The following is a 15,984-nucleotide window of genomic DNA, read 5'->3' as shown; positions in this document are numbered from 1 at the left end:
GTAGCTGGATCCTGTCGCCGTGGCTCCTGCGGGCGGCCGCGCGGTAGCCGACCGACCCCCGGCGTCAAGGCGCTCGCTGCGCTCGCCCGCTGCGCGGCGGCCTTCGGCCGGCCTTGACCCCGGGGCCTNNGGCGGCGCGGTTGTCGGCGCGGACTTCGTCCGCGCCGCCGCTGACGCGGCCGCCCGGCCCGTGATGGTCCGTTGCGCGCGATGACCCCCTCGAGTGGTCACAAACCGCAGAAAAATCGGCCGGAAATCTGCGGTCTTTGACCATTCGAGGGGGTCAACTCGCACCGCCGGACAGCCACCCGACCGGCGGACCCGTCCGGTTCGCTACGCCCTCAGTCCGCGAGGTCGACCACCACCGGCGCGTGGTCCGAAGGCGCACCGGAGAACACCGACGGGTCCCGCTCCTCGCGGTCGATGAAGGCTCCCGTCACCCGCTCGGCGAAGGACGACGAGCCGAGCACGAAGTCGATCTTCAGCCCGCGGTCGCGCTCGAACCGCTGCCGGTAGTAGTCCCAGTAGGTGTAGCCGGGAGCGAAGGCGCGCGTCACCTCGGACCACCCGTCGTCGAGGAACGCCTGGAAGGCGGCGCGCTCGGCGGGGGTGACATGGGTGGAGTTCTTGAACTGCGCCACGTCGAAGACGTCGTCGTCGGTGGGGCAGATGTTCCAGTCGCCGACCAGCGCGGTCGGGGTGTCCAGCCAGGCACCGGCGGCGGTCTGCAGCCGGGCGAGCCAGTCCAGCTTGTAGGTGTAGTGCGGGTCGTCGGGCTTGCGGCCGTTCGGGATGTAGAGGCTCCACACCCGGACCCCGCCGCAGGTCGCGCCGAGCGCGCGGGCCTCGACGACGGAGGAGTCGCCCCAGCCGGGCTGGTCGGGGAAGCCGACGGTCACGTCGTCCAGCCCGACGCGGCTGATGAGGGCGACGCCGTTCCACTGGTCGAGGCCGTGGGCCGCGATCTCGTAGCCGCGGGCCTGCAGGCCCATCAACGGCAGCTGCTCCTCGCGGGCCTTGGTCTCCTGGACGGCGAGGACGTCGATCTCGTGCCGGTCGAGGAAGGCTTCGACGCGGTCGATCCGCGTGCGGAGGGAGTTGACGTTCCAGGTGGCCAGTCGCACGCGGCAACCCTAGTCTCAGATCAGGTGAACCCAGCACGCGGTTCCGTCGTATCCCCGGGCAGGGAGGTGCGGATGAGCGAGGACCCAGCCACGGCGATGCAGGTGCTGTACGACGAGCACGCATCGGCTCTGTGGGGCTTCTGCCTGCACCTGACCTCCAACGACCGGGCGCGTGCGGAGGACGTCGCGCAGGAGACGATGCTGCGTGCCTGGCGCAATGCCGCCGTCCTCACCGAGTCGCGCGGCTCGGTGCGCTCGTGGCTGTTCACCGTCGCGCGCAACATCGTGATCGACGAGTGGCGCGCGCAGCGCGGTCACCGTGAGTTCGCGTCCGCCGAGCCTCCGCTCCAGGAGGCGAGCGACGACCGCACCGACGAGCTGCTGCTGTCGTGGGTCGTCGCGGATGCGTTGCGGCAGCTGTCGGCGGAGCACCGGGCGGTGCTCGTCGAGTGCTACTACCGCGGCCGCTCGGTGGCGGAGGCCGCCCGGCGCCTCGACGTACCGGAAGGAACCGTGAAGTCCCGCACCCACTACGCGCTGCGCGCACTGCGACTGATCCTGGAGGAGACGGGGGTGGCGTCATGACGTGCGAGTTCGCGCACCACGACGGGGTCTACGTCCTGGGGGCGATGGCCGCCGGCGAACGGGCGGAGTACGAGCGGCACCTCTCCGGCTGCGACGACTGCTCGCGCGCCCTGCGCGACCTGGCCGGGATCCCGGGGCTGCTGGCCCGGGTGGACGGCGACGTCGTCGAGCAGCTCGGACGCACCGAGCCGGTGCCGCCGACGCTGCTGCCCTCGATGGTCGCCGAGGCCCGGCGCTCGCGCGGTCGGCGCCGTCTGCTGAGGGTCTCGGTCGCGGCGGCCGCGGCGGTGCTGCTCGCGTTCGCCGCCCTCAGGATCGGTACGACGCTCGGTGACGACGAGCCGGCGCCGCCCGAGCTCGCCGCGGCACAGCGGATGGACGGCCTCGGCACGGGTTCCTCGGGCTGGGTCTCGCTCACCGCGCGCCCGTGGGGGACGCGGATCGACCTGACCTGCACCTACGAGGGGCCGGTGTCCGGTACGGCGACGTACGTCCTCGTCGTGCGCGCCGCCGACGGCCACACCGAGCAGGTCGGCACCTGGCAGACCGCGCCGAGCAAGGAGGTCGCGCTGACGATGGCCGCGTCGCTGGCCCCCGAGGACATCGCGTCGGTCGAGGTGCAGACCGCGTCGGGCTACTCAGTGCTTCGCGTCGACCCGTGACCTGAGCGAGGTGAGCCAGCCCTCGGCGGAAGCGGCCGCGGCGGCGACCAGCACCGCCCCGGCCTCGGAGACCGCGGCCACCCAGGCGTACCAGCTGTCCCACGTCGTGTGGATGCCGTAGAGGCCGGCCGTCGTGGAGATGACGAAGGCCGCGAGCGTGGTCGCGCCCAGCCCGGCCAGCAGGAGCAGCGGGACCCAGCTGCGCCAGGCCACCAGCAGCACCGCGATCACCGCGCCGGCGACGACGTTGACCAGGAAGAGCTGGCCGACGGTGCCCTGGTCGCGCACGCCGTCGAACCACAGGTAGAGGTGGACCGCTGCCGTCACCACGGCCGCCAGGGCACCCACGCCACGCATCACCATCGCGCACTCCGATCCTCGATTGCCGAAACGCCTCTCGAAAGGGAGTACGAGGAGCGCGGCCACCTGGTTCAGCGGGCGGGTCCGAAGGCGGTCAGGATCCGGTCGCGCATCGCGTCCATCCGCGTGACGGGCGCGTCCGGACCGGGCAGCACGCCGGGCTGCCAGCCCCAGTCCTCGATCCGCCGGATCACGTCGGGGTCCTGCGCGATGACCGAGATCGGTACGTCGTGGCCGGCATGCCGTCCGGTGACGAACGAGTGCGGCTGGTGGTCGCCGACGACGATCACGACGCGGTCCCGGTCGGGGTAGGTCGTCAGGAACGAGACGAGCGTCCGCCACGTGTAGCGCACCGAGGCGGCGTAGTTGCGTTGCGCGGCCTCGGGGTCGCGGTGCCCGTCGACCGCCTCGGCGCCGCGGTCGGGCATGCCGTCGAACCCGGATCCGTCGCCGACGGCCGTCCACGGCACCGGCTCCGGGACCGGCGCCCAGGGATGGTGGCTGGAGACCAGGTCGACCTCGGCGAAGACCCGCGGCCGGGCACCGGGTGTGAGCTCGGTGCGGCGGAGGTGGTCGAGCGTGAACTGGTCGGGCATCGAGGCGTAGCCGAAGCGCGGTCCGCGGTAGCCGACGTTGCGGGAGTCGTAGAGCTGGTCGAAGCGGTAGTACGCCGCGCCCTCGGGCCAGTCGCGGGTGTTGGCGGGGACGTCGAGGACGGTGCGCCACCCGGCGACATCGAACGCGCGGGTCAGGCTGAGCCGGTCGCTGGCGAGGAGCTGGCCGTAGCGGCGCTCGCCGTTCGCCCACGCGCCCGACTGGAAGGTGCCGTGGGCGAGCCAGCTGCCGGCACCGAAGGTGGGGGAGGTGAGGAAGGCGCTGCGGGACCGGTAGCCGGCGGCTGCCAGGTCCCGGTTGCCCTGCTCGACCACCTGCACGACCGACGGCGCGAACCAGCTGTCCTCCAGCGCGACCCGGCCGTAGCTCTCGAACCAGACCAGCAGCACGTCCTTGCCCCGCAGGCCCCGCAGCAGCTGGTCGCCGGGGGTGTCGGCGAAGGGGTCGGCCCGGAGCTCGCGGGCGAAGACGCCGGTGTCGTGGCGGTCGGCCCGCACCTGGTCGACGGTGTCGACGACGAGCCCGGCGGAGCCGGCGGCGGCGACCCCGTGGACCGGTCCGCCGGCGACGGCGCACAGCACCCACACCGTGCCGATCGCCAGCAGGGCGCGCCAGGTGGTGCGTCGTTGCCCGGCGGCCGCGTGGGCGACCCGTGCCGCGGACCACGTCAGCGCCACGGCCAGGACGACGACCACGGCGACCGCACCGCCGAGCGCGAGGACCGCGACCGGCAGGCCCTCGGTGTCGCGCACCACCTCGAAGCCCTTCGGCAGGTACGACCAGTCGCCGAGCACGTGGAAGGACCGGCCCAGGTAGAGGTCGAAGCCGAGACCGAGGCCCCTCAGCACGGCGAGCACGGTGACTGCGAGCCCGACCGCCACGGCGGCCACGCGGCGGCCACGCGCCGGGAGGACGACCGCCAGGGCGGCCAGCGCGATGCCCTCGAGCGGGATCCGGGCGAAGTCGGCGGGGCTGACCCCGTCGGCGACCCGGGGTGGGGCGAGCGCGAGCCAGAGGACCGCGGCAGCGGCGAGGGTGAGCTGACGGGGCGTCGGAGCGGTGGTGCCGGCGGGCAGCGGGGCGTCCTCGGCGTCGTACCGGTGCCGCCACTGCCAGACCACGTCGTGGCCGAACGACTCCACGAGCAGCAGCAGCGCGAGGGCCAGGGCGAGCTGCGCGGTCGACGGGGGGAGCAGGGTCGAGGCCGCGACCGTCAGCACGACGCCCTGGACGGCGGCGACCACCTTGGCCCAGTAGCGCGGCGGCGTGGGCCGGCGCAGCCAGGGAAGGGCGCGCGCGGCGAGGACGTAGGCGTAGCGCATCGCGCCGATCGCGAGGACCCACCACCCGAGCCTGGGCGCCACGTGCACGCTGAGGACGGCGATCAGGAAGGCGTCGGTCTCCATGTCGAAGCGGGCGCCGAAAGCGCTCACGGTGCCGGTACGGCGCGCGACGAACCCGTCGACCGCGTCCAGCGCCAGCGCCACGACGCTCCCACCCACCAGGACCGCCGTCAGCCGGCCGTCGAGGGGCGTGACCAACCCGCGCACGGTCAGCGCGGCGACCCCGCAGGCGAGCACAGCGCGCACCGCGGTCACGCGGTCGGCCGGCCCGAGGTGAACCCGATCCATCGCACCTCCGTGTCCTTGGTCGTAAAGACTGGTACGACGGAGCCAGGACCTGGGTTCAACGCAGGTGAAGGGAGTTCGCCGTGGTCGACGCACGGGCCTACTGGGTCGTCGAGCCGGGACGGGGCGAGATCCGGCCGCTCGCCCTCCCCGAGCCGGGTGCCGGCGAGGTGCTCGTGCGGGCGCTGCACTCCGGGATCAGCCGGGGCACCGAGTCGCTGGTCCACGCCGGCCGGGTCCCCGCCAGCCAGCACGCCACCATGCGCGCGCCCTTCCAGGAGGGCGACTTCCCGGGGCCGGTGAAGTACGGCTACCTCGGCGTCGGCGTCGTCGAGCAGGGGCCTGACGACCTCCGGGGACGCACCGTCTTCTGCCTGCACCCCCACCAGAGCGCCTACGTCGTGCCGGCGACCGCAGTCCTGCCGGTGCCCGACGGCGTCCCGGCCGCGCGGGCCGTGCTCGCCGGCACGGTCGAGACCGCGGTGAACGCGCTCTGGGACGCGCCGCCCCTGCTCGGCGACCACGTCGTCGTGGTCGGCGCCGGCCTCGTCGGCTGCTGCGTCGCGCGGCTGGCCGCGGGCGTGCCCGGAGTGAGGGTGACGCTCGTCGACACCGATCCCGGCCGGTCCGAGGTGGCCGCCGCGCTCGGTGCCGGCTTCGCCGGCGCCGACGAGCACCCGGGCCGCAGTGACCTCGTCGTGCACGCGAGCGCGACCGAGGCCGGGCTGCGTCGCGCCCTCGAGCTGGTCGAGCCGGAGGGCACGGTGCTCGACCTGTCCTGGTACGGCGACCGGCCGGTCGCCGTACCGCTGGGGGAGGCGTTCCACTCCGGTCGGCTGACCCTGCGCAGCAGCCAGGTGGGGGCGGTCGCGCCCGCCCGCCGGGCCACGCGCAGCCACCGCGACCGGCTGACGCTGGCGCTCGAGCTGCTCCGCGACCCCGCCTTCGACGTGCTGCTCACCGGGTCCTCGCCGTTCGGCGAGCTGCCCGCGGTGATGGCGCGGATCGCGTCCGGCGACCTGCCGGGCCTGTGCCACACGATCGACTACTCCGAGGAGAGCTGATGTTCCGCGTGACCGTCCGCGACCACATCATGGTCGCGCACAGCCTGCAGGGCGAGGTGTTCGGACCGGCGCAACGGCTGCACGGCGCCACCTTCGTCGTCGACGCGACCTTCGCCGGTCCCGCGCTCGACGCCGACGGCATCCTCGTGGACATCGGCCGGGCGACGGAGGTCCTGCACGAGGTGCTCGGCCGGCTGCACTACCGCAATCTCGACGAGCTCGACGAGCTCGACGAGCTCGATGAGCTGGACAGGCAGAACACCTCGACCGAGGTGCTCGCACGGTGGGTGGCCGACCGGCTGGCGGCCCGCGCGAGCGACGGCGACCTCGGCCCGGGCGGCCGGGACCTCACCGGGATCCAGGTCACGCTGCACGAGTCGCACGTCGCGTGGGCCAGCTACGAGCGGGTGCTGTGACACTGCACCTCCTCGTCCCCGAGCGCATCGACGACCCGCGGCGTCCCAGCGGCGGGAACGTCTACGACCGCCGGCTCGCCGCGGGTCTCGCTGGGCGGGGGTGGCCGGTGCGGGAGCACCGGGTCGGCGAGGCGGGGCCGGGGGAGGTGCTGGCCGGGCTGCCCCACGGCGTGCTCGTGCTGGTCGACGGTCTGGTCGCCTCGACCAGCCCGGACCTCGTGGCCGCGAGCGGCCGGCTGCGCATCGCGGTGCTCCTGCACATGCCGGGCTCCGGTCCGTACGAGCCGGCCGTGCTGGGCGCCGTGCACGCGGTGGTGACGACCAGTGAGTGGGCGCGCCGCTGGGTCCTCGACACGGTGGGAGTGCCCGCGGAGCAGGTGCACGTGGCGGTGCCGGGCGTGGACGCCGGGGTGACTGCCACCGGCTCTGCTGGGGGGACCCGGCTCCTCACGGTCGGGCCGATCGTCCCCGCCAAGGGGTACGACGACCTGCTGGTCGCGCTCGCCGGGCTCCGCGACCTCGAATGGCACAGCCGGTGGGTGGGCGCGCCCGACCTGGCGCCGTCGTACGCGGACACCCTGCGCGAGCGGGCCCGGCAGCTCGGCGTCGACGACCGGATCGAGCTGACCGGCCCACTGTCGCCGGATGACCTCGACGCGGTCCGCGCGGCCAGCGACCTGGTCGTGGCGCCGTCGCGACGGGAGTCCTGGGGCATGGCCCTCGCCGAGGGCCTGGCCCGCGGGCTGCCCGCGGTGGCGACCGACGTCGGTGGGCATCCCGAGGCGCTCGGCACGGCGGACGACGACTCGCTGCCGGGGGCACTGGTGCCGCTCGACGACCCCGTCGCCCTGGCCGGCGCCGTGCGGACCTGGCTGACCGACGGCGACCTGCGGGAGCGGTGGCGGCGGGCCGCAGCCGAGCGCGCGGCGCGGCTGGGGACCTGGGCGGAGACCGCCGAACGGGTCGCAGGCGTGCTGAACCGGATCGCTCCCACCCCCGTACGTACGGGTGAGGGATAGGAGTCAGCCATCGACGGGACGACGCGCTGGGCGAGGATCCGGCTGGTCGCGGGTGCCGCGATCCTGGTCGTGCTCGTGCTGCGCCTGGGCGCGCGGCCGTTCCTCGACGGGCTGGCCCGTACCGATCCCCGGGCGATCGCCTTCGCCCTGGCCGTCACCGCGCTCACGACGGCCTGCTGCGCCCGCCGCTGGAGCCTGGTCGCCGACGGGCTCGGCGTCGGGCTCCCGTTCGCCGCGGCCTACCGCACCTGCTACCGCGCCCAGGTGCTCAATGCCACGCTCCCGGGCGGTGTGGCCGGCGACCTGCACCGCGGCTACCGGCACGGCCGCGACACCGGCGCCCTCGGCCGCGGGCTGCGATCGGTCGTCTGGGACCGGGCGAGCGGGCAGGCCGTGCAGGTGGCGCTGGCCGCGGCCGCCGTACCGCTGCTGCCGGGAGCATTGCGCGGCTGGGTCCTCGGTGCGCTGGCGGTCATCGTCCTCGGTGCCGGGATCGTGCTCGTTGCGTTCCCGGCCGTGCGCCGGGAGGCCGTCGCGGCCCTCGGGCGCGGGTGGCCCGAGGTGGTCCTGCTGTCCGCGGTCGCTGCCGGCGGGCACGTCGCGGTCTTCGTCGTCGCCGCCCGGACCGCCGGCGTCGGCGGACCGATGTCGCGACTGGTCGCCCTCGCGCTGCTCGTCCTGCTGGCCTCGGCGATCCCCCTGGGCATCGCCGGGTGGGGCCCGCGGGAGGGCGCTGCCGCGGGGGCGTTCGCCAGTGCCGGGCTCGGCGCCACCGTGGGCGTCGAGGTCGCGGTCGTCTACGGCGTCCTGTCGCTCGCGGCGACGCTGCCGGGCCTGCTGGTGCTGCGGAGCCCGCGGGCGTCGTACCCGGTCCGGACGGCGAGGGGAGGACCGGCATGGGTGAGCGGCCCTACGTCCTCCTGAGCTGCTGCATGTCGCTCGACGGTTTCCTCGACAGCGCGGGGGAGGAGCGGCTCCTGCTGTCCAACGACGACGACTTCGACCGCGTCGACGAGGTGCGGGCCGGCTGCGACGCGATCCTCGTGGGCGCGGCCACGGTCCGCAAGGACGACCCCAGGCTGCTGGTCCGCTCCGCCGAACGACGTCGGAGCCGGGTGGCCGCGGGGCTCCCCGACGGCCCGGTGAAGGTGACGCTCAGCTCGCGCGGCGACCTCTCGCCGGAGGCCCGCTTCTTCGCGCTGGGCGACGGCGAGAAGCTCGTCTACTGCCCCGATGCCACCGTCGGCGAGCTCGAGAGCCGCGTGGGCTCGGTGGCCAAGGTGGTCGGGCTCGGCGCCGAGGTGCGGATGGCCGACCTGGTCGCCGACCTCGGCTCGCGCGGCGTACGACGCCTGATGGTCGAGGGCGGCGGCACGGTGCACACGCAGTTCCTCACAGCAGGGGTCGCCGACGAGCTGCACCTCGTGGTGGCGCCGTTCTTCGTCGGCGACTCCCGGGCGCGGCGGTTCGTCGGCGACGGCGGCTTCCCGTGGCACGCCGGCCGGCGCGCGACGCTGCTGGAGAGCCGGTCGATCGGCGACGTGGCCCTGCTGCGCTACGCGCTGTCCGACCGCTGCCCGGGCTGACCCTCCCCTGGGTGGCTCACATTCGTGCAGCCGCGGACCCTGCGCCTTTCTGAACCGGAAGAACTCTTGTCGTGCAGGCACTGTGCGGGTTTCGATGTGCCCGATCGACTCACTGGCGAAAGGTTCTTGGATGTTGTCTTCTCGGATCAGCAGGATTTCCTTGGGTGTCGCGTGCCTGGCCGCGGCCTTCGCCGGCGCCACCGTCTCGGCGTCCGCCGCTGACGGTGACACCGCGGGCGCGCCGACGTACAAGGAGTTCGAGGCCTCGACGTACGTCGACGTCGACGGCGCCTTCGTCGTCAACGGCGACGAGGTGGTCTCGTCCAAGGGCGAGCTGAAGAAGTTCTACGAGCGGCTCGTCGGCCCGGAGAGCACCCCCGTCGACGGCCTGATCGTCAACACGGTCGGCGGCGCGGACGACCGGTGGAGCGCGTCGCAGGTCGCCAACCTGACCTACTGCGTGAGCACCAAGTTCGGCACCCGCCACGACGACATCGTCGCCGCCATGACCGCCGGCGCCGGACTGTGGGAGGCGGCCTCGTCGAAGGTGAACTTCGTGTACGTGCCCGCCCAGGACGGCAAGTGCACGACCCGCAACAACAGCATCCTGTTCTCGGTCGAGCCGACCAGCACCACGCAGTACATCGCCCGCGCGTTCTTCCCGAGCACCCCGAAGCGCCAGCGCAACGTCCTGGTCGACGACTCGATCTGGACCTCGGGCAACTGGGAGCCGGGCGACATCCTCGGCCACGAGCTGGGCCACACGCTCGGCTTCCGCCACGAGCACACGCGCCCCGAGTCCGGCACCTGCTTCGAGGACAACAACTGGCGCCCGCTGACGCCCTACGACTCGGCGTCGATCATGCACTACCCGCAGTGCAACGGCAGCTCGAGCGACCTGGAGTTCCAGGCGTCCGACGCCGCCGGGGTCCGGGCGCTCTACGGATCCTGACGCCGATCTGATCCAGCACGACGAGGGGGCCCGGACGGAGATTCGGGTCCCCTCGTCGTACCCCCATAGAATCGCGCCCCGTGGCACTCACCATCGGCATCGTCGGTCTCCCCAACGCAGGCAAGTCGACGCTCTTCAACGCGTTGACCAAGAACGACGTCCTCGCGGCGAACTACCCGTTCGCCACCATCGAGCCCAATGTGGGCGTGGTGGGCGTGCCCGACCCGCGCCTCGGCAAGCTCGCCGAGGTCTTCGGCTCCGAGCGGCAGCTTCCCGCGACCGTCGAGTTCGTCGACATCGCCGGCATCGTCCGGGGCGCCTCGCAGGGTGAGGGCCTCGGCAACAAGTTCCTCGCCCACATCCGCGAGTCCGCCGCGATCTGCCAGGTGACCCGCGTCTTCCGCGACGAGGACGTCACCCACGTCGACGGCGAGGTCAACCCCGGCAATGACATCTCCACCATCCAGACCGAGCTGATCCTCGCCGACCTGGAGACGGTCGAGAAGGCCGTCGTACGGCTGGAGAAGGAGGCGCGCAAGAACAAGGAGCTCGCCGCCAACCTCGAGGCCGCCAAGGAGGCCAAGGAGGCGCTGGAGTCCGGTACGCCGATCATCGCCACCTCGATCGACCGCCTCCTCCTGCGCGAGCTCTCGCTCCTCACGGCCAAGCCCTTCATCTACGTCTTCAACTGCGACGCCGACGAGCTCCAGGACGACGCCCTGAAGGCGAGGATGAGCGAGCTCGTCGCTCCCGCCGAGGCGATCTTCCTCGACGCCAAGTTCGAGTCCGAGCTGATCGAGCTCGACGACGAGGAGGCCGCCGAGTTCCTCGCCGAGGCCGGCGTCACCGAGCCCGGCCTCGAGGTCCTGGCCCGCGTCGGCTTCGACACCCTCGGCCTCCAGACCTACCTCACGGCCGGCCCCAAGGAGTCGCGCGCGTGGACCATCCCCAAGGGCGCCACCGCCCCCGAGGCCGCCGGTGTCATCCACACCGACTTCCAGAAGGGCTTCATCAAGGCCGAGGTCGTCTCCTTCGACGACCTGATGGACGCGGGCTCCATGGCCAAGGCCAAGGAGGCCGGGAAGGTCCGGATGGAGGGCAAGGACTACGTCATGGCCGATGGTGACGTGGTGGAGTTCCGCTTCAACGTCTGACCCCACGCTATTTCCGCAGGTCAGAGGGGGTATGCGGCTCGATCACGGCCGCTCTGCCCTCGCAGTGCCCTCAGCAGAACGGTTGATTTCAGCAACCAGTGCCGCCGCCGCGTCCCTCACGCGGTCCTCGGCCCCGCAGGCATCACGACAGGTAGTCCGGGTCCGGCACGGGTGCCCGGTCCACGAACCCGAGCGCGAGCACTCTCTGCCCGTTGTTCCGTACGGGCCGCGCGCTGAAACGTGAGTCAGGGTCGCGCCAAGACACGCCCCCGTTCTGTTCGACGACCCGGGTCCATGGGCTCTTGCTCATCAAGATGCGCATGCCTCCGCGCACGTCCCAGGTTGCCGACGCAAGGTACAGGTAGGGACCTGGTTTCCCCATCGACTCGCAGCCACCCCGGTAGGCCGTCTCGAGTTCGTAGTCGGTGCCTTCCATGAGATCAGCGGCAGCGTCCTTGAGCTCGTAGAACAGCGCCGCCTCCATGTCGTCGCACGTGGTTGCCGCGGGACGGTCGCTTTCGCTGCATCCGGTGATCGCGAACACGGCTGCTGCGGCGACGGCGACAGCCGTGCTTCCTCGCGCCCGGGGCGTTCGAGGGTTGCTAGCCATCGGCGTCGAGGGATCCCGGTGCGCCGGTGAATCCGAGGTCCTCGGCATGCTCGACAACTGCCTCCCAGCCTTCCTGGATGGCGGCGATCTCATCGGCGTTGCGGTCGGCGAAGTCGTTGACCGCGTCGAGCACGTCCTCGATGTGGTCGTTATAGACCTCGCCACGGCACCGCCAGTCCGCGGCTTCCAGGAACTCTTCTAGCTCGAGGAAGGCCGTCCATTCCTTCGACGGCTCGGCACCGGCGTGGTCGGGGAGCTGCGTCGCGGCGGGCAATGACTGCTGGAGGATGACCTCCCAGGTGTCGCCGGTGAAGCCGGGCTTCTCGACGACCTGAGCCAAGCAGGAGTTGTAGCCGTCGAACCGCTCAGCAATATCGTTGCCATATTGAGGCGTGTCGGCGACTGCTGCGGAGCTGAGGTTGGCGGCAATGCTGGCTGTCACTGCAACCAGACAGAACTGCCGAGCCCGGGATGATCCACCTCGGGCTGTCTCAAGAGTCATAGTGAGGAGGATCGCGGTGGTGGCCTCCTAGCGGGACGCAGGCGGACCGATTTCCCCAACTGTGGGGATCGGCTTTCCTTGTGGGCTCCGCCTCGAACAACGCCTGCGATCCGGTCGGCCTCGGCCTCGAGCCAAGCCCGATTGCGCCCTATCGCTCCAGGATGCTCGGCTCGCAACACGCCCCGCGTCCGATCCTCAAGCGGGGCGAACAAGACCCCTTCCTGTCAGCGCTGGCGCGTCCTATTCGAGATTGGCGACGCGGGGCTCGATGCCGGCGATCAGAGGCGCGTCCTCAGGCTCCGGCGAGCCCGGCCAGGCCGTCGAGGACCCGCGCGAGGCCGAACCGCCAGGCGAAGTCCGGGTCGCGCGTCCCCTGCTGCGCCTCGCCGGCGGCCGCGCCGACCTGCTGGGCGAGACCGAACTCCCCGCCCAGGTACGACGCCAGCCGCACCCCCCACTCCGGCCAGTGCGCCGCGAGCTCACCTGCCCCGGCGGTGGGCACGGCGGCTCGTGCGCTCGCCCGGACGAAGTCGAGCACGAAGGTCAGGGCGGCGTCCTGCGTCACCGCGTCGAGATCGAGCGGGGTGAGCGCACGGAGCTCGTGGTCGTACTTGGCGATCGTGCCGGGCCCGAGTGCGGTCCGCTCGTCAGCGACGTCGAGGAGCCAGGTGTGGCGGGCGAGGAGCGCGCGGTTGGCGTCGGCGACCGCGCGGACCCGCGACCGCCACCCCTGGCGACCGAAGGCGGGGAGCTCGACCGTGGCGTGGGCCGCGTCGGCCATGAGCACGAGGAGGTCGTCGCGGCTGTTGACGTGGGTGTAGACGGACATCGTCGACACGTCGAGCTCGGCGGCGAGGGTGCGGATCGTCACCGCTGCCAGGCCGTGTGCGTCCGCGAGGCGGGTCGCGGTGGCCACGACGTCACCGGTCGCGACCCGGGCGCGCGGTCCGCGGCGGCCGCCCGCGGGGGCGTCGGGGTGGTCCCGCCAGAGCAGGTCGATCAGCGGACGTGGCATCTCGGCTCCATGCGGGAATCTTTTCATGACACTGTACGTTGTACGGCGTACAGAGTTGTTCCATCGAAAGGATCCCATGGGAATCACGTCAGCTGCCGTCTCGCTCAACGTCCCGGACGTCGCCGCGTCGGCCGCCTTCGCCACCGACCACCTCGGCTTCACGGAGGCCATGGCGGCCGAGGGCTTCGTGTCACTCGGGCACCCGTCCGTCCCGCTGCACGTCATCTTCCTGAGCACCGGGCTGCCCACCTTCAAGCCCCAGGAGATCGCCGGGTCGGCCGGCCAGGGCACCCTCCTGGTGTTCGAGGTCGACGACATCGACACCGAGTTCGCGCGGATCAGCGCTGGCGGTGCGCGGGTCGTGACCCCACCCGAGACCGAGCCGTGGGGCGAGCGCTACTGCCAGTTCGCCGATCCCAACGGCATCGTGTGGCAGCTGGTGCAGTGGGTGTCCGCGCCGGCCTGAGCCGTACGGGACTGGACTAGGGTCGCGTCGTGACCGTGACCATCGACGCGCTCGTCGTCGCCGACCAGCCCGAGGCCTGGCAGGCCGCGGGCTTCGCGGTCGGCGACGACGGCCGTTGCCGGATCGGCAGCGTGGCCGTGCGTCTGGTCGGCGGTGAGCAGGGCAAGGGTGTCATCGGCTGGAGCCTGCGGGGGATCCCGGCGGACCGGACCGACGTGGACGGCGTACCGACGACCCTGTCGACCGCGCCGCCCCCGTCCGCCGAGCCTCCGCTTCATCCCAACGGGACGACCCACGTCGACCACGTCGTGCTGCTCTCGCCGGACCTCGACCGCACGACGACCGCCCTCGCGGACCTCGGCCTGGAGGCACGACGGGAGCGGGACGGCGAGCTCTGGGGAGCGCCGATGCGGCAGGTCTTCTACCGGCTCGGTGACGTGATCCTCGAGCTCGTCGGTGCGCCCGGCGTCGCCGGGGAGGGGCCGGCGACGCTCTGGGGCGTCACCTACGCGGTCGCCGACATCGACGCCACCGCCGAGCTGCTCGGCGAGCGGACCTCGCGCGTCAAGGACGCTGTCCAGCCCGGGCGCCGGATCACGACACTGCGTCACCGCGAGCTCGGGATGTCGGTGCGCACGGCGTTCATATCGCCGCACGTCCGGGCCTGAGGCGCGTTCAGCCCAGGGCCAGCTTCACGGCGACCACGACCATCGTCGCGGCGACCGCGAGCTCCAGCACCTGCCACGCTCGCGGCCGGGCGAGCAGGGGAGCCAGCAGCCGCGCGCCGAAGCCGATGCCGGTGAACCACAGCACGCTGCCCAGCGCAGCCCCCGCGCCGAACCACCACCGGCCGGCCGTCGCGCCGCCGTCGTGCACGGCGGCGACGGACCCGATGAGGAGCACGGTGTCGAGGTAGACGTGCGGGTTGAGCCAGGTGAGTGCGAGCGTCCTGCCGACCACCCGTCCGCGCGTCTCGCCTCCCGGCGCGCTCGCCGGGTCGAGGGACTCGGGCCGGAAGGCACGCCGGACCGACGAGGCGGCGTACCCGAGCAGGAAGGCGACGCCCAGCCACCGGACCACGTCGATGACCCCGTCCGCGCGGTCGACCAGCGTGCCGACACCAGCGACGCCCGCCGCGATCAACACCGCGTCGGACAGGGCGCACACGAGCACCACCGGGCCGATGTGGGCGCGACGCAGTCCTTGGCGCAGCACGAAGGCGTTCTGCGCGCCGATGGCGACGATGAGGGACAGGGACGTCAGCAGACCTGCGACGGTGGGGGCGAGCACGGCCACGACCGTACGGTCGCCCAGTGGTGCAGGCCAGCGAATGTTCCTGAAGAAGATGAAGCACCACTTAACATGCTCGAGTGCGCTTCGACCCCGCCCAGCTCGAGACCCTCGTCGCGATCTCCGAGGAGGGCACCTTCGAGGCGGCGGCGCGCCGCCTCCACGTGACGCCGAGCGCGGTCAGCCAGCGGATCAGGGCGCTCGAGCGGGCCGCCGNCCCGCCGCGGTGACCACGGCGGGCGAGCCCCTGGTCCGGCTCGGCCGCCAGCTGCGGCTCCTCGCCGCCGAGGCGGCGGCCACGCTGGGCGGGGAGGACGTGGTGGAGCTGCCGGTCGCGGTCAACGCGGACTCGCTCGCCACCTGGCTGCGGCCGGTCCTGAGCGCCGTGGCGCGGACGCCCGGCGTCGCGCTGCGGCTGCGGGTCGAGGACCAGGCCTACTCCGACGACCTGCTCCGGCGCGGTGAGGTGCTGGCCGCGATCACGGGCGAGCCGGATGCCGTGCAGGGCTGCGCGGTGGTCCCCCTGGGCCGGGTCCGGTACACGCCGGCGGCTGCGCCGTGGCTGGTCGACGCCCACCGCCGGGGGCGCTCCGTCGACTGGCAGCGCCTCCCCATGGTGGTCTTCAACGAGAAGGACCACCTCCAGGACGAGGTGCTCGCGGCCCGTCGGGCGACGCGACCGCCCGTGGTCCACCGGGTGCCGAGCACCGCCGACTTCCACGAGGCCGTGCGCGCCGGACTCGGCTGGGGGATGGTCATGGATCCCCAGCTGGAGCCGGACCTGGCCGCGGGCGACCTGGTCCGGCTGCCCGGGGCACGTCCGGTCGACGTCCCGCTGTACTGGCAGCGCTGGCGTCTCGACAGCCCGGTCCTGGCCGCCTTCACCGACGCGGTGCTGACCGCGGCCGCGCAGTGCCTGCGTCCCCTAGCCTGACC

19 protein-coding genes and 1 pseudogene are annotated in these 15,984 nt (G+C 72.7%); 13 read left to right on the top strand and 7 right to left on the bottom strand.

The features are described from left to right. Positions 1-341: 341 nt before the first annotated feature. Positions 342-1,124, bottom strand: a complete 783-nt coding sequence (locus ASE20_RS10170; RefSeq protein ID WP_056894464.1) for an exodeoxyribonuclease III — start codon at positions 1,122-1,124, stop codon at positions 342-344. Between the two features lie 72 nt (positions 1,125-1,196). On the opposite strand from ASE20_RS10170, the gene ASE20_RS10165 reads away from it, so the two are divergent. Both ASE20_RS10165 and ASE20_RS10160 read left to right on the top strand, forming a co-directional pair. Next, on the top strand, positions 1,197-1,709 hold the full coding sequence (locus ASE20_RS10165; protein WP_082612313.1) for a sigma-70 family RNA polymerase sigma factor: 513 nt from the start codon (positions 1,197-1,199) through the stop codon (positions 1,707-1,709). Further along, complete coding sequence (locus tag ASE20_RS10160) at positions 1,706-2,371, top strand: anti-sigma factor family protein (RefSeq protein WP_056894463.1); 666 nt, start codon at positions 1,706-1,708, stop codon at positions 2,369-2,371. The genes ASE20_RS10165 and ASE20_RS10160 overlap by 4 nt, the downstream gene beginning before the upstream one ends. Here ASE20_RS10160 and ASE20_RS10155 read toward each other — a convergent pair. Both ASE20_RS10155 and ASE20_RS10150 read right to left on the bottom strand, forming a co-directional pair. Further along, positions 2,348-2,734 carry a hypothetical protein gene (locus tag ASE20_RS10155; protein ID WP_056894462.1) on the bottom strand — a complete coding sequence of 129 codons (387 nt, stop codon included), beginning with the start codon at positions 2,732-2,734 and terminating at the stop codon, positions 2,348-2,350. The genes ASE20_RS10160 and ASE20_RS10155 overlap by 24 nt on opposite strands. A gap of 68 nt (positions 2,735-2,802) precedes the next feature. Further along, positions 2,803-4,977 carry a CDP-alcohol phosphatidyltransferase family protein gene (locus tag ASE20_RS10150; RefSeq protein ID WP_082612312.1) on the bottom strand — a complete coding sequence of 725 codons (2,175 nt, stop codon included), beginning with the start codon at positions 4,975-4,977 and terminating at the stop codon, positions 2,803-2,805. An 80-nt stretch (positions 4,978-5,057) separates the two neighbouring features. Between ASE20_RS10150 and ASE20_RS10145 the strand changes: the two genes are divergently transcribed. The 7 genes from ASE20_RS10145 to ychF all read left to right on the top strand — a co-directional run bounded on the left by ASE20_RS10145 (position 5,058) and on the right by ychF (position 11,165). Continuing rightward, on the top strand, positions 5,058-6,038 hold the full coding sequence (locus tag ASE20_RS10145) for a zinc-dependent alcohol dehydrogenase (protein WP_056894461.1): 981 nt from the start codon (positions 5,058-5,060) through the stop codon (positions 6,036-6,038). Beyond that, on the top strand, positions 6,038-6,454 hold the full coding sequence (locus ASE20_RS10140) for a 6-pyruvoyl trahydropterin synthase family protein (RefSeq protein ID WP_056894460.1): 417 nt from the start codon (positions 6,038-6,040) through the stop codon (positions 6,452-6,454). The genes ASE20_RS10145 and ASE20_RS10140 overlap by 1 nt, the downstream gene beginning before the upstream one ends. Beyond that, entirely contained in the window at positions 6,451-7,473 is a 1,023-nt protein-coding gene (locus ASE20_RS25270) for a glycosyltransferase family 4 protein (protein WP_056894459.1), read from the top strand. The genes ASE20_RS10140 and ASE20_RS25270 overlap by 4 nt, the downstream gene beginning before the upstream one ends. Before the next feature lie 9 nt (positions 7,474-7,482). Next, positions 7,483-8,397 carry a lysylphosphatidylglycerol synthase transmembrane domain-containing protein gene (locus tag ASE20_RS25265; RefSeq protein WP_318655571.1) on the top strand — a complete coding sequence of 305 codons (915 nt, stop codon included), beginning with the start codon at positions 7,483-7,485 and terminating at the stop codon, positions 8,395-8,397. Beyond that, positions 8,370-9,059: a RibD family protein gene (locus tag ASE20_RS10125; protein WP_056894458.1), complete on the top strand. Its 690-nt coding sequence runs from the start codon at positions 8,370-8,372 to the stop codon at positions 9,057-9,059. The genes ASE20_RS25265 and ASE20_RS10125 overlap by 28 nt, the downstream gene beginning before the upstream one ends. A 160-nt stretch (positions 9,060-9,219) precedes the next feature. Next, a complete protein-coding gene (locus ASE20_RS10120; RefSeq protein ID WP_200952769.1) occupies positions 9,220-10,011 on the top strand; it encodes a M57 family metalloprotease in 792 nt (263 codons plus the stop codon). Between the two features lie 80 nt (positions 10,012-10,091). Further along, positions 10,092-11,165 carry a redox-regulated ATPase YchF gene (gene ychF / locus ASE20_RS10115; protein ID WP_056894456.1) on the top strand — a complete coding sequence of 358 codons (1,074 nt, stop codon included), beginning with the start codon at positions 10,092-10,094 and terminating at the stop codon, positions 11,163-11,165. A 142-nt stretch (positions 11,166-11,307) separates the two neighbouring features. Here the strand turns inward: ychF and ASE20_RS10110 are convergent, their stop codons facing one another. From ASE20_RS10110 to ASE20_RS10100, 3 genes are all read right to left on the bottom strand, one after another. After that, complete coding sequence (locus tag ASE20_RS10110; protein WP_056894455.1) at positions 11,308-11,709, bottom strand: hypothetical protein; 402 nt, start codon at positions 11,707-11,709, stop codon at positions 11,308-11,310. 58 nt (positions 11,710-11,767) lie between these two features. After that, complete coding sequence (locus ASE20_RS10105; RefSeq protein ID WP_056894454.1) at positions 11,768-12,217, bottom strand: hypothetical protein; 450 nt, start codon at positions 12,215-12,217, stop codon at positions 11,768-11,770. A 352-nt stretch (positions 12,218-12,569) separates the two neighbouring features. Continuing rightward, positions 12,570-13,292, bottom strand: coding sequence for a TetR/AcrR family transcriptional regulator (locus tag ASE20_RS10100; RefSeq protein WP_056894453.1), 723 nt, complete (start codon positions 13,290-13,292; stop codon positions 12,570-12,572). 76 nt (positions 13,293-13,368) lie between these two features. On the opposite strand from ASE20_RS10100, the gene ASE20_RS10095 reads away from it, so the two are divergent. Both ASE20_RS10095 and ASE20_RS10090 read left to right on the top strand, forming a co-directional pair. Beyond that, positions 13,369-13,758 carry a VOC family protein gene (locus ASE20_RS10095; RefSeq protein WP_056894452.1) on the top strand — a complete coding sequence of 130 codons (390 nt, stop codon included), beginning with the start codon at positions 13,369-13,371 and terminating at the stop codon, positions 13,756-13,758. Between the two features lie 29 nt (positions 13,759-13,787). Next, positions 13,788-14,426 carry a VOC family protein gene (locus tag ASE20_RS10090; protein WP_056894451.1) on the top strand — a complete coding sequence of 213 codons (639 nt, stop codon included), beginning with the start codon at positions 13,788-13,790 and terminating at the stop codon, positions 14,424-14,426. 7 nt (positions 14,427-14,433) lie between these two features. On the opposite strand, the gene ASE20_RS10085 is transcribed toward ASE20_RS10090, so the two are convergent. Continuing rightward, positions 14,434-15,048, bottom strand: coding sequence for a LysE/ArgO family amino acid transporter (locus ASE20_RS10085; RefSeq protein WP_056895130.1), 615 nt, complete (start codon positions 15,046-15,048; stop codon positions 14,434-14,436). 80 nt (positions 15,049-15,128) lie between these two features. Between ASE20_RS10085 and ASE20_RS25530 the strand changes: the two are divergent. Continuing rightward, positions 15,129-15,264: pseudogene (locus ASE20_RS25530) on the top strand (LysR family transcriptional regulator); the annotation flags it as partial. A gap of 1 nt (position 15,265) precedes the next feature. After that, positions 15,266-15,982 (top strand): ArgP/LysG family DNA-binding transcriptional regulator (locus ASE20_RS10080; RefSeq protein ID WP_235538808.1); only part of this gene is annotated, 717 nt, incomplete at its 5' end. Positions 15,983-15,984: the final 2 nt, after the last annotated feature.

The organism is Nocardioides sp. Root240 (assembly GCF_001428825.1).
Lineage (GTDB): Bacteria > Actinomycetota > Actinomycetes > Propionibacteriales > Nocardioidaceae > Nocardioides.
The sequence above is the reverse complement of the archived record's forward strand: the minus strand, read 5'-3'. Positions and strand labels throughout refer to the sequence as shown.

Excerpts from the sequence above, each read along its gene's own strand:
- ASE20_RS10150 (WP_082612312.1), bottom strand. The coding sequence starts at position 4,977 with ATGGATCGGGTTCACCTCGGGCCGGCCGACCGCGTGACCGCGGTGCGC.
- ASE20_RS10095 (WP_056894452.1), top strand. The coding sequence starts at position 13,369 with ATGGGAATCACGTCAGCTGCCGTCTCGCTCAACGTCCCGGACGTCGCC.
- ASE20_RS10125 (WP_056894458.1), top strand. The coding sequence starts at position 8,370 with ATGGGTGAGCGGCCCTACGTCCTCCTGAGCTGCTGCATGTCGCTCGAC.
- ASE20_RS10155 (WP_056894462.1), bottom strand. The coding sequence starts at position 2,734 with ATGGTGATGCGTGGCGTGGGTGCCCTGGCGGCCGTGGTGACGGCAGCG.
- ASE20_RS10100 (WP_056894453.1), bottom strand. The coding sequence starts at position 13,292 with ATGCCACGTCCGCTGATCGACCTGCTCTGGCGGGACCACCCCGACGCC.
- ASE20_RS10160 (WP_056894463.1), top strand. The coding sequence starts at position 1,706 with ATGACGTGCGAGTTCGCGCACCACGACGGGGTCTACGTCCTGGGGGCG.
- ASE20_RS10140 (WP_056894460.1), top strand. The coding sequence starts at position 6,038 with ATGTTCCGCGTGACCGTCCGCGACCACATCATGGTCGCGCACAGCCTG.
- ASE20_RS10165 (WP_082612313.1), top strand. The coding sequence starts at position 1,197 with ATGAGCGAGGACCCAGCCACGGCGATGCAGGTGCTGTACGACGAGCAC.